This window comes from Bacteroides sp. D55t1_190419_B8, assembly GCF_015558905.1.
GTDB lineage: Bacteria > Bacteroidota > Bacteroidia > Bacteroidales > Bacteroidaceae > Bacteroides > Bacteroides vicugnae.
The window spans coordinates 1-14,890 of the sequence record NZ_JADMOU010000045.1; the positions used below are offsets into that span (position 1 = coordinate 1).

The 14,890-nt window shown below is 33.5% G+C and carries 15 protein-coding genes; all 15 read right to left on the reverse strand.

All coding sequences use genetic code 11. The annotated features are described in order from the left end of the window. Window positions 1–7: 7 nt before the first annotated feature. The 15 genes from I2I13_RS23000 to I2I13_RS23070 all read right to left on the reverse strand — a co-directional run bounded on the left by I2I13_RS23000 (window position 8) and on the right by I2I13_RS23070 (window position 14,850). On the reverse strand, window positions 8–307 hold the full coding sequence (locus tag I2I13_RS23000) for a hypothetical protein (protein WP_229128701.1): 300 nt from the start codon (window positions 305–307) through the stop codon (window positions 8–10). Between the two features lie 27 nt (window positions 308–334). Then, window positions 335–1,333 (reverse strand): MBOAT family protein, encoded by a 999-nt coding sequence (locus tag I2I13_RS23005; RefSeq protein WP_229128702.1) that lies wholly within the window; start codon window positions 1,331–1,333, stop codon window positions 335–337. A gap of 799 nt (window positions 1,334–2,132) precedes the next feature. Further along, window positions 2,133–3,095 carry a DUF6625 family protein gene (locus tag I2I13_RS23010; RefSeq protein WP_195650635.1) on the reverse strand — a complete coding sequence of 321 codons (963 nt, stop codon included), beginning with the start codon at window positions 3,093–3,095 and terminating at the stop codon, window positions 2,133–2,135. A 16-nt stretch (window positions 3,096–3,111) separates the two neighbouring features. Beyond that, window positions 3,112–4,080, reverse strand: a complete 969-nt coding sequence (locus I2I13_RS23015; RefSeq protein WP_195650636.1) for a glycosyltransferase family A protein — start codon at window positions 4,078–4,080, stop codon at window positions 3,112–3,114. 1 nt (window position 4,081) lies between these two features. Next, entirely contained in the window at window positions 4,082–5,248 is a 1,167-nt protein-coding gene (locus I2I13_RS23020; protein WP_195650637.1) for a glycosyltransferase family 4 protein, read from the reverse strand. Between the two features lie 66 nt (window positions 5,249–5,314). Continuing rightward, window positions 5,315–6,277, reverse strand: a complete 963-nt coding sequence (locus tag I2I13_RS23025) for an acyltransferase (protein WP_195650638.1) — start codon at window positions 6,275–6,277, stop codon at window positions 5,315–5,317. Beyond that, window positions 6,274–7,275, reverse strand: a complete 1,002-nt coding sequence (locus tag I2I13_RS23030) for an acyltransferase (RefSeq protein ID WP_195650639.1) — start codon at window positions 7,273–7,275, stop codon at window positions 6,274–6,276. The genes I2I13_RS23025 and I2I13_RS23030 overlap by 4 nt, the downstream gene beginning before the upstream one ends. After that, complete coding sequence (locus I2I13_RS23035) at window positions 7,253–8,458, reverse strand: O-antigen ligase (RefSeq protein ID WP_195650640.1); 1,206 nt, start codon at window positions 8,456–8,458, stop codon at window positions 7,253–7,255. The genes I2I13_RS23030 and I2I13_RS23035 overlap by 23 nt, the downstream gene beginning before the upstream one ends. 108 nt (window positions 8,459–8,566) lie before the next feature. Continuing rightward, window positions 8,567–9,658 carry a glycosyltransferase family 4 protein gene (locus I2I13_RS23040; RefSeq protein ID WP_229128703.1) on the reverse strand — a complete coding sequence of 364 codons (1,092 nt, stop codon included), beginning with the start codon at window positions 9,656–9,658 and terminating at the stop codon, window positions 8,567–8,569. 2 nt (window positions 9,659–9,660) lie between these two features. Beyond that, window positions 9,661–10,647 carry a glycosyltransferase family 2 protein gene (locus I2I13_RS23045; RefSeq protein WP_195650641.1) on the reverse strand — a complete coding sequence of 329 codons (987 nt, stop codon included), beginning with the start codon at window positions 10,645–10,647 and terminating at the stop codon, window positions 9,661–9,663. A gap of 4 nt (window positions 10,648–10,651) precedes the next feature. Continuing rightward, entirely contained in the window at window positions 10,652–11,341 is a 690-nt protein-coding gene (locus tag I2I13_RS23050) for a hypothetical protein (RefSeq protein ID WP_195650642.1), read from the reverse strand. Then, the gene (locus I2I13_RS23055; protein ID WP_195650643.1) at window positions 11,331–12,194 is read right to left on the reverse strand and encodes a phosphotransferase; all 864 of its coding nucleotides are present in this window, start codon (window positions 12,192–12,194) and stop codon (window positions 11,331–11,333) included. The genes I2I13_RS23050 and I2I13_RS23055 overlap by 11 nt, the downstream gene beginning before the upstream one ends. Then, complete coding sequence (locus tag I2I13_RS23060) at window positions 12,184–12,759, reverse strand: HAD family phosphatase (RefSeq protein ID WP_195650644.1); 576 nt, start codon at window positions 12,757–12,759, stop codon at window positions 12,184–12,186. Before I2I13_RS23060 ends, I2I13_RS23055 begins: the two co-directional genes overlap by 11 nt. Window positions 12,760–13,113: 354 nt before the next feature. Next, window positions 13,114–13,845 (reverse strand): glycosyltransferase family 2 protein, encoded by a 732-nt coding sequence (locus I2I13_RS23065; protein WP_195650645.1) that lies wholly within the window; start codon window positions 13,843–13,845, stop codon window positions 13,114–13,116. 12 nt (window positions 13,846–13,857) lie between these two features. Then, window positions 13,858–14,850, reverse strand: coding sequence for a hypothetical protein (locus I2I13_RS23070; protein WP_195650646.1), 993 nt, complete (start codon window positions 14,848–14,850; stop codon window positions 13,858–13,860). Between the last annotated feature and the right edge of the window lie 40 nt (window positions 14,851–14,890).

The window sequence follows — 14,890 nt, forward strand, 5'->3', positions numbered from 1 at the left end:
TAATAAGTTAATAATCAATCATATAAATAGAATAAAAACAGGAGTGGGATAGTAAAAAATATAATGCGTCTGCCCTGTAGCAACTCATATCTAAAGAATCCTGCAATATCTCCGGATTGTAATGGTTACGAGCACGTGACGACCCTAATATTACCAAGTTTGCAGTTTGCTCATCCAACGCTTTAGTCGTATAATAAAAATCCTCACCCTTTTGGTTGAAATACATCCATTTCAAACTATACCCTATTCCTCTGTCTGCCACTAGTAACAGAACAAATAGCAAGAGCGCCTTGCCTATATATCTCATACCCTGTTTACTTATATCCATTGTTGCTTAGAATTGAAAGTAGATAAACTGTCCACCATCAAAAACTCCTACACTTAGAATTATCATTGATAGAACCACATACGAAGCAAAGCGAATAGTTATCGAGTCATTCTCTAGTAACGGATGCTTTCCATTTTTCTCTTCAAGCATATCACACCCCATCAACACACCTACCCCCATCGTGCCATAGAGTAACACAGAAAGGTCGGGTTTATAAAGAACTCCTGCTGGTAGTACCATCTTGCTAATAGCTAGTAATGCATCCTCCAATGTATGTGCTTTGAAAAAAGTCCATGTAACTGTCATTAGTACAAAAGTCAGTAAGATATTAAAAGCCTTTAGCCATATACTATCCTTTCTCAATCCACAGCACAAACGCGTCTGTTCTTTGATAGGCTTCATTACATTACCTATCACTTGAAAAAGCCCATTCAGTCCACCCCAGATCACGAAAGTCCAGTTAGCTCCATGCCACAACCCACTCACTACAAAAGTTATCATTAGATTCATCCTTGTACGCCATTTGCTGCAACGGCTACCACCCAAAGGAATATAGAGGTAATCCCTAAACCAAGTAGAAAGTGAAATATGCCACCTCCGCCAAAAGTCTTGTACGCTAGTTGCCATATAAGGTCGTGCAAAGTTCACAATCAATCGAAATCCCATAATACGTGCACACCCTAAAGCAATAAAAGAGTATCCAGCAAAGTCACAATAAATCTGAAAAGTGAAAAGCACAGCAGCTACTAATATCGACACCCCTGTGTGATGTGCTATGTTGCCAAACACAGCATCTGTATACAAAGCCAACCTATCCGCTACCACAACCTTCATAAAATAACCCCACAACATCCAGCGTAATCCAGTAGTAATATCCTCTCTATTAAGATAGTGCTTCACCTTAAACTGTGGCAACAACTCCTTGCCTCTCCCAATAGGGCCAGCTGCAATTTGCGGGAAAAAAGAGACAAACAGTGCATATGTGCAAAAATTCCTCTCTACCATAATCTGCCGCCTGTAAACATCTATCATATATCCACACGCTTGAAAAGTGTAGAAAGAGATACCTACTGGTAATAGCAACTCTAAATGTGGCACTTCCATTCGAATACCCATCAGCGAAAATAGTCCCCAAAGCGAATCATTCAGAAAGTTGAGATATTTAAAAATAAATAATCCTGAAAAGCAAAGCAAAAGTGTACTAGCTAAGACACCCCTTCTTAGTTTATCATTCTCACTCTCACAAAACTTTTGAAGTATCTGTGCTCCGACATAACTTACCAAAGTAACAAATACAAGAAACAAGCTATACGTAGGACTCCAATTCATATAAAAGAAGTAGCTCACTACGAGTAAATATCCCTGTCTTATCTTATGTGGTAAAAGAAAAAAGAATGTTGCTACTATTGGAAAGAATAGTAGAAAAGAGAAACTATTATAAAGCATTGGGGATAATATATATTATTAATTTTTAATTTACATATCGCATCATCAAAGAGTACGATATATTTCTGCGTTCAAACGCCATTCACAAATAGCACATAAAGAAAAAAAATAGCCTATAAATCAACTATTTAGCACAACGACTATCGATTATCAAAGAAAATATCAAAATAAGGTAACACTGTATAATATATACATGTCTATATTTCTAAAGAGTAACAATTAGTATAATTCATGAAATCCCTATTTCAACAGTTATAAAGAATCTACTAATTAATATAAAAGCACATGAAAAACACATACAATATTTAACAGACACTCATGATAATAACATTTCAAACGAAACATATTCTATTACTGATTAGCCTGCTCTATCAATCTTTCTCCTCATACATTGAATTAGATTTCTATCCGCACGGTTTCCCCATAACCTATTGTACAGCCTATCCTTAAAGTTCTTCCATTTGAAGCTATTTCGCCAATATGCCCAAAAAATTCCTTTGCCGACATGTTTAACAATCAATTCTAATGTAATCGGCTCCATATTTATAAATTGATTGGGTACAATCAAAAAAGATTGAGGTATACCATTACAGGCTATTTCAATGGGGCGTTTCAAAAAGTGAATATATGCATATTCATTAGATACTATTTTATTTTCATATAAAGAATATCGCATAATACGTCCTTCTTCATAAGTAAACACACTCATCCTATTTCCTAGCTTATCATTAAGCACTTTCAACTCTTTCAACCTAGGCATGAAATCTAAAATAGGAAACGGATAAATTTTCTTTCCATGCTTTTCAAAAAGATAAGGGAACGCGTCTTCATCAAAAAATAAAGGACGATTAGTAGAGAAAGCTATTTTATATGCATCATTTTCCTTATATAACATTCTATTTTCTTCCGTATTGCGGATTAATGATAAGTGACCAAATTTTCCTATTTTATCGTAACAACTCCAATCAGAAGGGATAAACTTCATAATATCTCCAAATAACATATCACAATCACTAAACCCCCAAAAATCATATCCTTCCAAATAATTTTGAAAAATTTCTCCGTATGCAGGCTTAAAATTACAAAACCGATAAGGAGTCTCCAATGATATTTTGAAGTCATAAAGCAACTGAATTTCTTCACGAAGATGCACAAATGTATCATAGACAACCTTTACATTTTGAGGATAATTATATTTTGTCTTATCATCGGTTATTACAAGGAAGTCGATCGTATTATTGTAAGCGCATGATTGCAACCAAAATGTAAATAGTGAATCAAATTTCCCAAAGTAGGGAAGTATAATTATAATTTTAGGCATATTTATCTTCTATATTTTATCTATGATACTCTCTCCATCGCAACATATAAGCAAGACACCACCAAGTAAAAGCTGTATATTTAGCAATATTCATAAGTATACCTATTTTATCTTTTGGAAAGTGTTCTCCATAACATAACGCTTCTTTTCTTCCCAAACTAAAACGACCTGTAATTACATGACTATATACTAATACTCTAGATACTCTACCACGAACTTTTATATAGTTTTTCGCATCAACTTCGGTTATCCTTTTAATGATACGCTTCTCAAAATCAGCCATATCTGGTGATTTGCGTGCACGCTCAATATCCTTCTTCACATGTCCCTGCTTTTGTGTCACAATGCCACCATCACTTACATAAAGGATTTTAGGAATGAATCCCCACTTACCAAATGTTGATAAATAGAGCCAATATTCATAATCTTCTGTAATACGTAAGTCACGGCGCATTCCACCCGAAGCTTTCGCAACATCAGTTCGTATAGTAGTAGAGCATGTACCTGGCACACAGTGTTCCGCCCAATATGTAAAGAAATCATCTATAACAAAAGCCGAAATTTTCGAGTTATCATTGACGAAAGCAGGACAATAGCAAGGTGGATTACCAAACGAAATGGATTTACACCCGACCGATACAGCTACACATCTCACATGTTCTTCTAGAAACTGTACCGTTTGTTCTATATAGCCATCATTCCAATAATCATCAGCATCAATAAAAGCTACATATTTGCCTTTTGCTAACTCCATGCCTTTGTTTCGTGCAGCTGCAGGTCCTGCATTTGATTGTTGATGCAACACAATATTCCTTTCTGGTCTAGCTTTAATAACCTCTACCGAATTATCTGTACTACCATCATCCACCAATATCACTTCATAGGAATATTGTGTAGTTTGGATAAAGATAGAATTCAAGCAACGTTCTAACAATGGAACGGCATTATAAACAGGAATAATTACCGACAAATCAATCTGTAACATTTCATTTATTGTTTCTATTTAATACTTCCACGCAAGCAGCATAAATGTTATTAGCTGTTCGTTCATGATTATAATACTTCTCTATTTTTCTAGAATATTCTCCATACTTCTGTAAATCAACTCGGTGAAACGTATCCAATGCCTCAATAACCGTTTCTTGCTTTAACGGATCAAATAGCTTACCATTTTCACCTTCATGCACTAATTCCGGATAACATCCATTATAAATGGAGCAAGCAATCGGCAACCCACAAGCCATTGCTTCTGGCACCACTAAACTCCAATTATCTTCTAATGTTGGAATGATAAAAACATCGGATATTGCATAATACTTATATATATTATCATAATCAATACCATTTGTAAAATGGATACTAACTTCATCTCCAAATTTATCTACAAAACTATTATACAAGTCACCACCGCCGACAATTAATAAATTATCCTGATTATATTTTCGAATGTGTTTCTTCCAAGCATTTAAAAGATATATTACCCCCTTACGTTCAATAAGCTGCCCTACGTATATATAAACGATTCCACTATTATTTATATTTAATTTATTTCTAAAAGTAATACATTCTTCCACGGACATACTCTGTATAGCACTAACTAAGCCTTCACTATCTGCAGACATTCCTCCAACAAACAAATTATCTTTTTTTATCTTCATCTCATCAAAAAGATACTCTTTAGTAAGTTTTCCATTGCACAGATATCCAGAAACAAATTGATCCACTAATTTTCGATATATCATTCTCCATTTTGGACAGGATCTTTCTGTATGCTTAGTTCTTTCATATTCTATTAATAGAGGTTTTCTATGAAAAAAAACATACCGTACAGCCTGTGGGGTCCATTGAAAAAATCCTTCAGCAATCACAATATCTGCATCTATCTTTTTTATTCGTTTATATAATCCTTTTGTGATGGGAAAAGACATCCATTTATTAGACATTCCTTCTTTTTCTCCAAAGATTATTCTTTTCTCACCTTCAAAGCAGATCGCATTACCCCCAACGGCTTCTTGTATTTTTAGACAAATACGTTCCGATACACGTTTTTTAGAAAACAGTATATAAAAGTTTCCACCCGTCAATTCATATAATCGTTTATAAACCGGTATTCGATAATCTAAAAAAGACGGATTAACCCAAAGAATTTTCATTATTATACTATTAATATATTATAAACACTGATCCATTTATCTATACAAACCTACTTATATTTTAGTCTATACATTCATTTTTATATCACTCCAAGATCTTGGGAGAAATATGCTCCTCATTTTTTTTCGCTTGACTACCCATTTTACCAACCACAAGGATATCAACAAGGTTGCCACAAGTCCAATCATCCCTCCCCCAAAATTATCAGGAAAAATAAAATAAGACACATTTGCCAGAAAAATATGTATCATATAAATACCCAAAGAGTTATCACCTAGTAATTTTAGCCAACGAAAATTCAAATAAGGTGCTATCCACAACAATCCCAGAAAAAAACATATAGGTAACAATTTATAAGAGTAAGACAAAAACGAATAATCCAGCCAGTAATCTACTGAAAGTAACACAAAAAGAAATGCTCCTAAGTATTTCATTCTAACAGATAAACGATTTACATAAAAAGAAAGCACACCGAAACCAAAATAGTAGATAGCTAGACCAATACCAAATGGTATTATACCTTTAAAATAATGGAACTGTGACCACGAGAAACTCCAAGTAATCAACGACAATACAGTCAACAATCTATAAAAATGTTTGTATTTATTAGTAAACAAATAAAGTATGTAAAAAGAACAATAAGTTGGAAGAAACCATGGAAATATAAAACCAAAGTTTTTTAGTAAAGGAGTTTGCGTTCCATTAACAAAAGCCCACACATGACTCCAATCCCAATTAAACTCATGATTTACTACACTAGATATTACATAACAAGCAATGCATATCCAAAAATATGGAATCCAGTTCCGCACCACTATATCGCATAGACGTTTTACTGTTATCTCCTTTTTTGTATCATAAAAAAATGGTAGAATAAAAAAACATATAACATGAAACAGATAAAGATAGTCAGCTCCCTTATTATCAGTTGAACATAACACCTTATTATGCCCCATTACGATAAGAATTATCAATACACCTTTAATGACAGATGAAGTATCTCTATCTATATACAAATTCTGATTCATAATCTCCCGCCTGTTACGAGGTTATAGGTGACTAATGAAGTTTTAACCCATAATCTTCCTATAACAATAATAATAAACATAGTTATAAGAGGTAATAAAATATAAGATAATAATGCCATCATATCATTTTCAAAGAATAAGGCACCTAATCCTTGTTTCATAACTTTTATCAAATACAAATGCATTACATAAATCAAAAAAGAATAACTAGACAATGTCAATAACTTCTCACTTTGTTTAGCAGTAAGCAAATTAACCAACTGCCAAAAAATGACCAAACCTAATATTGTGTTAATCTTATGCAGATAAGTATTCTCAATAGGGATAAATCCGAATGAATATAATACCCACAAAATAGTACCTCCCATGATCATCTTGCAGGGCATTTGCATCTCCACTATTTTCTCATATTTTTGTAAAATTCCACCAAGAAAGAAAAATAGCACACTTTCTGTTGAAATCCAATTGCCATCACTTGGCATCCAATAGTAAAATAACAACAGTACTATAATTAAATATAACCAACTCTTATTACACAAAAAAATCCATCCATATAAAGGCACTAATAGCATTAGTGTCATTAAATCCCTCACATACCACAATGGCCCATACCAATTACTCATAAATAACTGCTGAACACAATTAACTATTGAATCTCCTACTTGAGTCCGATTATACAAACACAGTATCACCCCTCCCACTATATTCCAAAAGATGAATGGAATTAATAATGTCTTCGCTTTTTTCTCAAGCATTTTGAAGTAATTTTTTTTTTCGTAATAAGAGATCCGAAAAAAGAAAAAGCCTGATATGATAAAAAAATAAGGTACTGCTATCTCTGTCAATAGAGAGATGCCATCCTCAACAAACCCACTTATTCCATGACCTGTCCATGAATTGAAAAAAGCTAAATAATTTAGGGAATGTCGATATACCACCATCATAGTACATAATAAGCTTGCAATTTTAATCTTGCTACTCAACTCCATATCTATCATAATAATTCACTCTTGAATAAGTAAAGGATAATACAACTAAAGAGAAATAGATCACTGTAATAGAGCAAGCCTTGCCTGACAGAAAACCATAAGAATATCCATTGAGAATTGCACAACATGTCGCTGCAAAGATGCCTAAATATCCACACTTCATTCTTCTTTTAAAAGAATATAGCATAGTAGAAAGAAATTGAAATCCTAAAAAAGCGCATCCGATTATTCCCAAACTGCCATAAATTCCCAAATAATTATTGTGGGCATCACTTGCCATAAATCCTGTATTCGTTACAGCACGCTCAATACAAGCATATCCCCAACCAAGAAAAGGTTTTTGAGCAGCTAAATTCAATAAAACATCCCATAAAGCTTGCCTACCTGAAGCACTTGATACCGTTTCCAACGATTTACCAGGCATCACAAGGAACATTAATGTAGTAAGCAAATCTTGATTTAAATAAAGAAAAATACCTAAAGAAAAAAGCAATAATGAATAGAATACCTTTCTCGAAAAAAACAAAGCAATGGCAAAGCCACAAATTGCAGATACATTCGCACCACTACTAGTACTTATTACTAATACAATTAATGAAATAACAATAGTCCACTTTAAAAGAATTTTCCGCTCTTTATCCGGACGCTTCATAGCTAATAATTCTGCTATACAATAAGAAAAACACAAAGCTGCCGCCGAGCCACTTTGCAAAAAATGAAAAAACAAACTAAATCCTTCTAGGAAACGGACAGTAATAACCTCAAAAAGCATTGTAAAGACAGCAATCATTAAGAAGGACTTTTCCATTGTTTTAAAATCACGGAACTGCCCAAATACCCAAATTAAAACAAGAAGTAATGCCAAATTCTGAAATGAAAGAAAAAAAGCGAATGTAGGTATCAAGGCCCAAGCCGTGCTGATAAGTGCATAAGTATATAGATAAAACACTGATTGGATTGGTAAATTTGTTCTGTTATAAGCTATTGATATTAGATTCTTCCGATAGCTGATGGTTAAAAAAAACATTCCAAATAACGTTACTACTTGTAAAGTCTTCGCTAATCCTCCTCCATCAGCAGAGATAAAATCTACTCGATATAGCCACAAAATAAAGAGTATTAAAAGCCACCTATATTTACTCTTCAGAGCTATAAAGAATGCTTTCCATAAGGCTTTTAGAAAGTTTATCATCTAATTTATCGTTTGAAATACATTATAAAGCTAAAAGTTCAAATAGCATATAAACCTAACAAATTCTTGTTTGCTGTTTAAAGTATTGACACAAAATTACAGAATCGTTCACCGATTCATTTCTGTTAGCATTCTATCTACTACGACTTCCCATTTAAAGTTTTTCTCAACAAACTTCTGTCCCTTTAATCCCATCTCTTTTAATCTATATTTATCAGAGAGCGCATCTTTAAGAAGCCCTGCTAATTCATTGGGATTATCATTTTCACATAGGAATCCCCACTCTCCATAACCAGAAAACTCTGGAAATGCAAATCTATTTAACCCTACTATAGGAGATTTATTAGCTAATCCTTCTAAATATGTTATTCCATTAGGTTCACGAATTGCCGGCATCACATATAATGTAGATTCTTGAAAAAGCTTGACTGTAGTCTCACGAGGTTGATTATAATAACAAGTTACTCCCTCTATTCCATCACCTACATCTGTTCCCACCACTGCCAACTCTACATTCTTTATATCTTGGTAAAGTATCTTAAATGCATCCAACAATAGATACAAACCTTTATACTCTTCTAAGCCTTTACGAAGAACTATTAATAGCAAATTTCTAGAATAATCTTTTTCACCTATATAGGGCGCTAAATTTACACCAAAATGCACATTAATGACCTTATCTGATGGAATTTGCAGTTTATCAATAATACTCTGTCTTGTCCATTCATTTTGCGTAAAAATAAAATCACACCTATTATATTGCTCTTTCAAGTTCTCATTATATTGTTTCAAAAAACTTCTTACTCCCCATTTTTTTCTTTTATAGTAAGGTACTACATCAGCCAAGTAAATATCAGTATAATAAGCAAACTTCGCAAAATTTCTCATTGAATTTGTAATACAAAGATCACCACTACAAAAAAGAATGTAGTCATACTTATTAGATAAACATTTTATTTTCTTATTAATTGTACGTTTGCCTAAACTGTATAATAACGGGTCACAAATCGCCCCCCATGTGAAAAAGAATTTACCATATACCACACAATACAAACTAAAAAATGGTTTAAAAATGCTCCAATCCAAAATATCGATATTAAGTGAAGGAAGATTAGTAAAGGCATTATATAATTTTTGGGGAGTTCCAGACCATAAGATAGGGTCCTTCACGTTTCCTCTTCCTGCTATACAAATACGCATATTTAACTTTTTATGTATGAAATGATTTTAAATAGTGAATATGTAATCCATGCAAATGAGAATGAAAAAGACAGTTCTACAAATCTCTCTTTTTTTGAAGCAAATTTAGCAGCTTGCCGGGGTATTAACGCGACACGCATATTATCAATAATGCAGAGCTTTTCACAAACACTTATTTTATCATCTTTTATTAATGACATCAAAATTCTATAATAGTTATTACGTTGAAAGCTTACTACAGCATCAAGCACCAATGCCTTTTCATAAGAAGAGTTCCACTTTACAAAGATAGTCTCGTAAGAGTTGATACATTGCGATAGCCAATTTAGCAAATAAGAATGAGAAATTTTATATTTATCAGAAGAAGAATCATCATAATAATATGGAACAATTCCTCTCATACATATTGATTGACTATAAAATAAATATTGCAACACAAAGAGCGTATCCTCACCATAACACATAGATTCATCAAACTGTAAATGGTAATTTTCAATAATCTGTCGTCTATACAGTTTATTCCATGGAGAAAGCTTTGCCAAAGGTATAAATTTGAAATTTTGGTTAAACGAGGCTTCATCATTTATCACTAATTTTACCTCTTTTTCAATTACACAAGGATGATTACTACCCACAATATAAGAGTTTCCATATACAAAATCATATTCTCTTCCAGCAATCAACCTATCCAAGAAATCATAACCTACGTAATCATCAGCATCAATAAAAGTCACGAACTTTCCACGACAATGTTTTATTCCCACGTTACGAGCAGCACTTACCCCTCCATTAGATTTATGGAATACACTTATTCGAGAATCTATTGCCACATAACCATCGCAAATCAATTCGCTTCCATCATTACTTCCATCATCAATCAACAACAATTCAAAATTCTCAAAAGATTGAGAAAGAACACTATCAATACATCTGTTTAGAAATAACTTTGCATTGTAAACAGGTATTATAATAGATATTTCCGGCACCATGGTATCAAATAAAAATATTTCGATTACTAATATTAAAATCAATATAACTTTTCGCTACAATAGGACGAAAAATATTACCTTGCAAAAGCATCTTATAAATAATATGCGACAGATATAGCATTTCATTATGTTTTAACGATTCAAAGCATTGACAATAGTCATCTGTACTTTCGAACACATAGGCACCGGCACAAAAATAATGGCTAATAATACGTTTCTCAATGATATTAGTAATGTAGGACATATCATCTACTGCCACATAACTTTTATGTTGTGGATCTACCCATTCCAATTTCTCTAAAGGAAAAACTGCGATGCTATTCTCTGGCTGAATTTCACCCTCAAGATAGCAATCAGCATCTTTCACCATAAAGCAATCTGATATTCCCGCTTGCTTAATAGTTTCATACACAGTTTCGGGTTGTGACTGCATATAATGCTCTAGCTCTACTACCATGGCTTCTTTCAACCCTAATCTCTTGAACTGTAGTTCCAACAGATTTTTAAGGCAATAACGTTCACTATGTTCGCGAAGGACAGTAAAATAAATATGGTGAAAATGAGTTAAATCAATCCCCATGATGGCTTTTACGCACCTCATTAACCCATCTTGAGTTAGCAAAAACTCCTCTGGAATCCGTTTCTCATACTCTTTCTTATTGGCAGCAATAGGTACAATCAGACTAAAACTCATACAAAATAGATTTAATGACTTGCTTCAAATAAACAATAACTCTCTCTTCCTTGGCATATTGCAAAATACGCCAGAAATTCATCAACTGAAAAGGCTTATAATAGGTACGGAACCAATTGTACTGTTCAAAATGAGCAGTGATGTCACGATCTACCTTTTCGGAAATTATATTTAACCTAGTTCGATCATACTCATGAATATACATTAACTGTGACCACATATAAGCAGAATCTTGCCGTATCTTAACAATATCCATCAAAGGAGATTCTATAAACGAATCCAGAAAATCTATCAAGTAGTAATTATTACCATTGAATAAAATATTGGAGAAAGTTAAATCACCATGACATATACCGACTGGAATTTCTATATACCCTATCTTCTGAAATATCTGTAATGAACGTGCAAACAACTCATTCACCTCATCATCGTTACGTAGTGTTAAGTTGGAGACAATCTTCTCGCCCACACTTTTAAACTTGTCAAGCAACATTTGTGTTGCTACTATCTGCATAGGAGATTCTTTCAATTCTTTCTCAATAAAAAGAATTAACGCTTTGATGAAGTAGGAAATCTGTTCAAAACCTGCCGACTCAAAATAACCTATAAAGTTTTTTGAATAGATATATTCCATCTTTACAGACACTTTATTTCTCAACCTATCCACACTGAATATTTGTGGGATACGAGTATGTTGATATTCATACATAGAAGCCAGCTGTTGTTTCTCGGCCTGCTTTACCAAACGATCTAAGTATTTAGGGTCTTCAGAACATTTATAGATAAAAAGTTTTTTACCTTCACGTACAATGTCTATGCTACAACCCGAATGTCCCTTTACTTCAATTTCCATAAAACTCAGAATTAATCTTTATATATTTTAAACCAGCTTGCTCTGCTGCCCGAAAACCGACCTCTGAATCTTCAAAAACTAGTGCTTGCGAAGCATTAACTTGCGCTACTTCTAACGCTTTGATATAAATATCTGGAGCAGGTTTTCCTCTTGATACATCTGTCCCACTTAATATAAAATCAAAAAAATCGGTAACCTCCAAATAATTAAGTACATTGAATAAATTCTCTTTACGTGCTGTAGAAGCAATAACTGTTTGTATACCCGACTGCTTACAAGACTTGAGAAAGTTTATCAATACTAAGTTCGGTTTCAACTTGTCAAAATAATGAGGATACACTTGCATCTTTTTTTCCTTAATGAGGTGGCATACAGAAGGCTCTGCAATACCAGACTTCTCCATAAAAGCTTCAAAACGTAACCCGAAACATCGTTGATAAAGGACTTTGTCTAACTGTAGCCCACAAGAAGCAAAAGCTTCTTGATAAGCACATAAATTGGCTTCAAAAGTATTCACTAATGTACCATCAAAATCGGTGATTATCAGTTTTACTGCTTCATTCATTTTTTTCTTATCATTTTAAAATAAATCAATTGAAAAGATAGCCCAATACACTGCCTATTAGCAAATTGAAGAATAAATTTACAAAAAGGTGGCATTACCATACACACTACCTATACGGTCTATAACAAATAATATAAATGCACTATTTGAAAGAAATTTTATCACTTTATTTCTTACCATTTGAAGACTAAGATAAAGTTTAACTCACAATATCTAATAGCACACAAAAAATGTCTGTCAGGATAATTACATCAATATACTTGTAATTGTACCACCTCAAAATAAGATGAATGAGCCAGAAGCAGCAATATATTGTCTATATCACACAATAATTTACGAATACCTTTCTCTTACTTATAAATATTTACTCAATTCCTCTGGAGTTCCATAAGAGTAGTATTCTTCCATTTCAGCTAATTGTACAGTCTCACCATTTTGAAGTAGATAGTTATATAACAACGATATATAAAACTCCGGTTTGCTGAAATTCACTTCGTTCAATAAATGATAAGCAGCCAATAAGAAGCCTTCAGCTTTAGAGAAAAAATAGGCACCACATAACGCATGATTGGAAATCACCTCCTTCTCTGCCGTTCTCAACACCTTATTATTCTCATCAACCTGTGCATAACTATATTTAGACATGTTCGATTGAAAAGAAACCAATGCTCCTCCATCAACCTCTTCTATCGTTTTAGATAGACTTTCTTTGATTATAGTGATAAATTCTTGACTACGGAATTCTAAATCACAATCCATAACAATGATAGCATCATCTTTATCAATTCCTTTCTTGGCCAGCAGGCATGTCTCTACTGCCCCCCTTGTGGTCTTTAATACAGAGTATATATTAGCTGTAGGTAAGTAATCTTTTATCCTTTTGTCAATAGCATACTTGTCAATATGTTCCTGACGAACAATAAAAGAGTATTTCATTTCTATGTCCTCTACTTCCAAACTGCCAATAGCCCTTTTGAAGAGTGGAATGCCATGGAGTTGTATCAAAGGCTTAGGTACCGTCCACCCCTCTTTCAAAAAGCGGGATCCTTCGCCAGCCATTGGCATAATAATGTGTAAAGTTCTCATATTCAAATACAACTATTTAAATTTACTTTTCATTTTACCAAAACACTTCAATGTATTATCCAACAAATGAAAAATACTTGAATGATACTTATATAAATTCTTAACAACACGATAAACGTGTGTATAAAGTAAATCAGCCTCCATACCTGCTACAATTTGCGTATGAGAATTACAAATCCCCTTTGCATTAACAAGCAACTGATGTGTAGACTTACTAATACCACCTAAATTTTTCACTTCATGAAGTATATCACTCCCCTCAAATGCGTAGATATAATCATCTTTATCCTTTGATAATGAGGTGCCAAAATAGTGCACCACTTTCGCACTAGGCAGATAGAAAATACCACGCTCTAATATTTGACAATTCCAGATACCACTCATGGGTACAATAGGATGATCTAACAGATGATCAGCCATTGCTAATGGCGGTTGATCGTGATGACGGTGTAGTATAGCCATAGACTTTAGCCAACATTCAGACCACATTTGGTAGAATTGATGTGCAACAGGAGTATCTTTTACAAAAATAGCACCACTATTATAATTGTACATATCTTTTTTATCATAGCTCCAACCAAGTTGTTGGGCTGTAATATGTAACCCCTCTACACCAGGGAAATGACTCAAATCTACATGAAACTCTGGAACTGCACCAATTTCTATCTCCATATCATCCAAATCATCCAAAGTATCAGTAACAATAGTATCGGTATCAATAAATAAAAAATTACCAGCCACATGCCGCCGAGCTGTAGTCTTAATATATCGCGAACGCTGCGCAGCTGTATATTCAGCAGGAACATCTATTGTCTTTATTTCTGTCACTAACTCACAGAATTTTTTACGCTTACCAATCAATGAACGTTCTGTGTTATCATCTATCAACACCACTACATGTGTTGTTGGGTTATGAAGTCGTAATGAATAAAGAGAGAGCCATGCTTGTTCCAAATAAAGATCTCTCTCATCACTGACCAATACATAAACAATTTTTGTTTTCATAAAATATTTATTTGCCAATCATCCACTTATATTGGGGATG

What these genes read in the sequence shown, in the direction of transcription:
- I2I13_RS23000 (WP_229128701.1), bottom strand. Translation starts at nt 307, where the DNA reads ATGAGATATATAGGCAAGGCGCTCTTGCTATTTGTTCTGTTACTAGTG.
- I2I13_RS23005 (WP_229128702.1), bottom strand. Translation starts at nt 1,333, where the DNA reads ATGGTAGAGAGGAATTTTTGCACATATGCACTGTTTGTCTCTTTTTTC.
- I2I13_RS23010 (WP_195650635.1), bottom strand. Translation starts at nt 3,095, where the DNA reads ATGCCTAAAATTATAATTATACTTCCCTACTTTGGGAAATTTGATTCA.
- I2I13_RS23015 (WP_195650636.1), bottom strand. Translation starts at nt 4,080, where the DNA reads ATGTTACAGATTGATTTGTCGGTAATTATTCCTGTTTATAATGCCGTT.
- I2I13_RS23020 (WP_195650637.1), bottom strand. Translation starts at nt 5,248, where the DNA reads ATGAAAATTCTTTGGGTTAATCCGTCTTTTTTAGATTATCGAATACCG.
- I2I13_RS23025 (WP_195650638.1), bottom strand. Translation starts at nt 6,277, where the DNA reads ATGAATCAGAATTTGTATATAGATAGAGATACTTCATCTGTCATTAAA.
- I2I13_RS23030 (WP_195650639.1), bottom strand. Translation starts at nt 7,275, where the DNA reads ATGATAGATATGGAGTTGAGTAGCAAGATTAAAATTGCAAGCTTATTA.
- I2I13_RS23035 (WP_195650640.1), bottom strand. Translation starts at nt 8,458, where the DNA reads ATGATAAACTTTCTAAAAGCCTTATGGAAAGCATTCTTTATAGCTCTG.
- I2I13_RS23040 (WP_229128703.1), bottom strand. Translation starts at nt 9,658, where the DNA reads ATGCGTATTTGTATAGCAGGAAGAGGAAACGTGAAGGACCCTATCTTA.
- I2I13_RS23045 (WP_195650641.1), bottom strand. Translation starts at nt 10,647, where the DNA reads ATGGTGCCGGAAATATCTATTATAATACCTGTTTACAATGCAAAGTTA.
- I2I13_RS23050 (WP_195650642.1), bottom strand. Translation starts at nt 11,341, where the DNA reads ATGAGTTTTAGTCTGATTGTACCTATTGCTGCCAATAAGAAAGAGTAT.
- I2I13_RS23055 (WP_195650643.1), bottom strand. Translation starts at nt 12,194, where the DNA reads ATGGAAATTGAAGTAAAGGGACATTCGGGTTGTAGCATAGACATTGTA.
- I2I13_RS23060 (WP_195650644.1), bottom strand. Translation starts at nt 12,759, where the DNA reads ATGAATGAAGCAGTAAAACTGATAATCACCGATTTTGATGGTACATTA.
- I2I13_RS23065 (WP_195650645.1), bottom strand. Translation starts at nt 13,845, where the DNA reads ATGAGAACTTTACACATTATTATGCCAATGGCTGGCGAAGGATCCCGC.
- I2I13_RS23070 (WP_195650646.1), bottom strand. Translation starts at nt 14,850, where the DNA reads ATGAAAACAAAAATTGTTTATGTATTGGTCAGTGATGAGAGAGATCTT.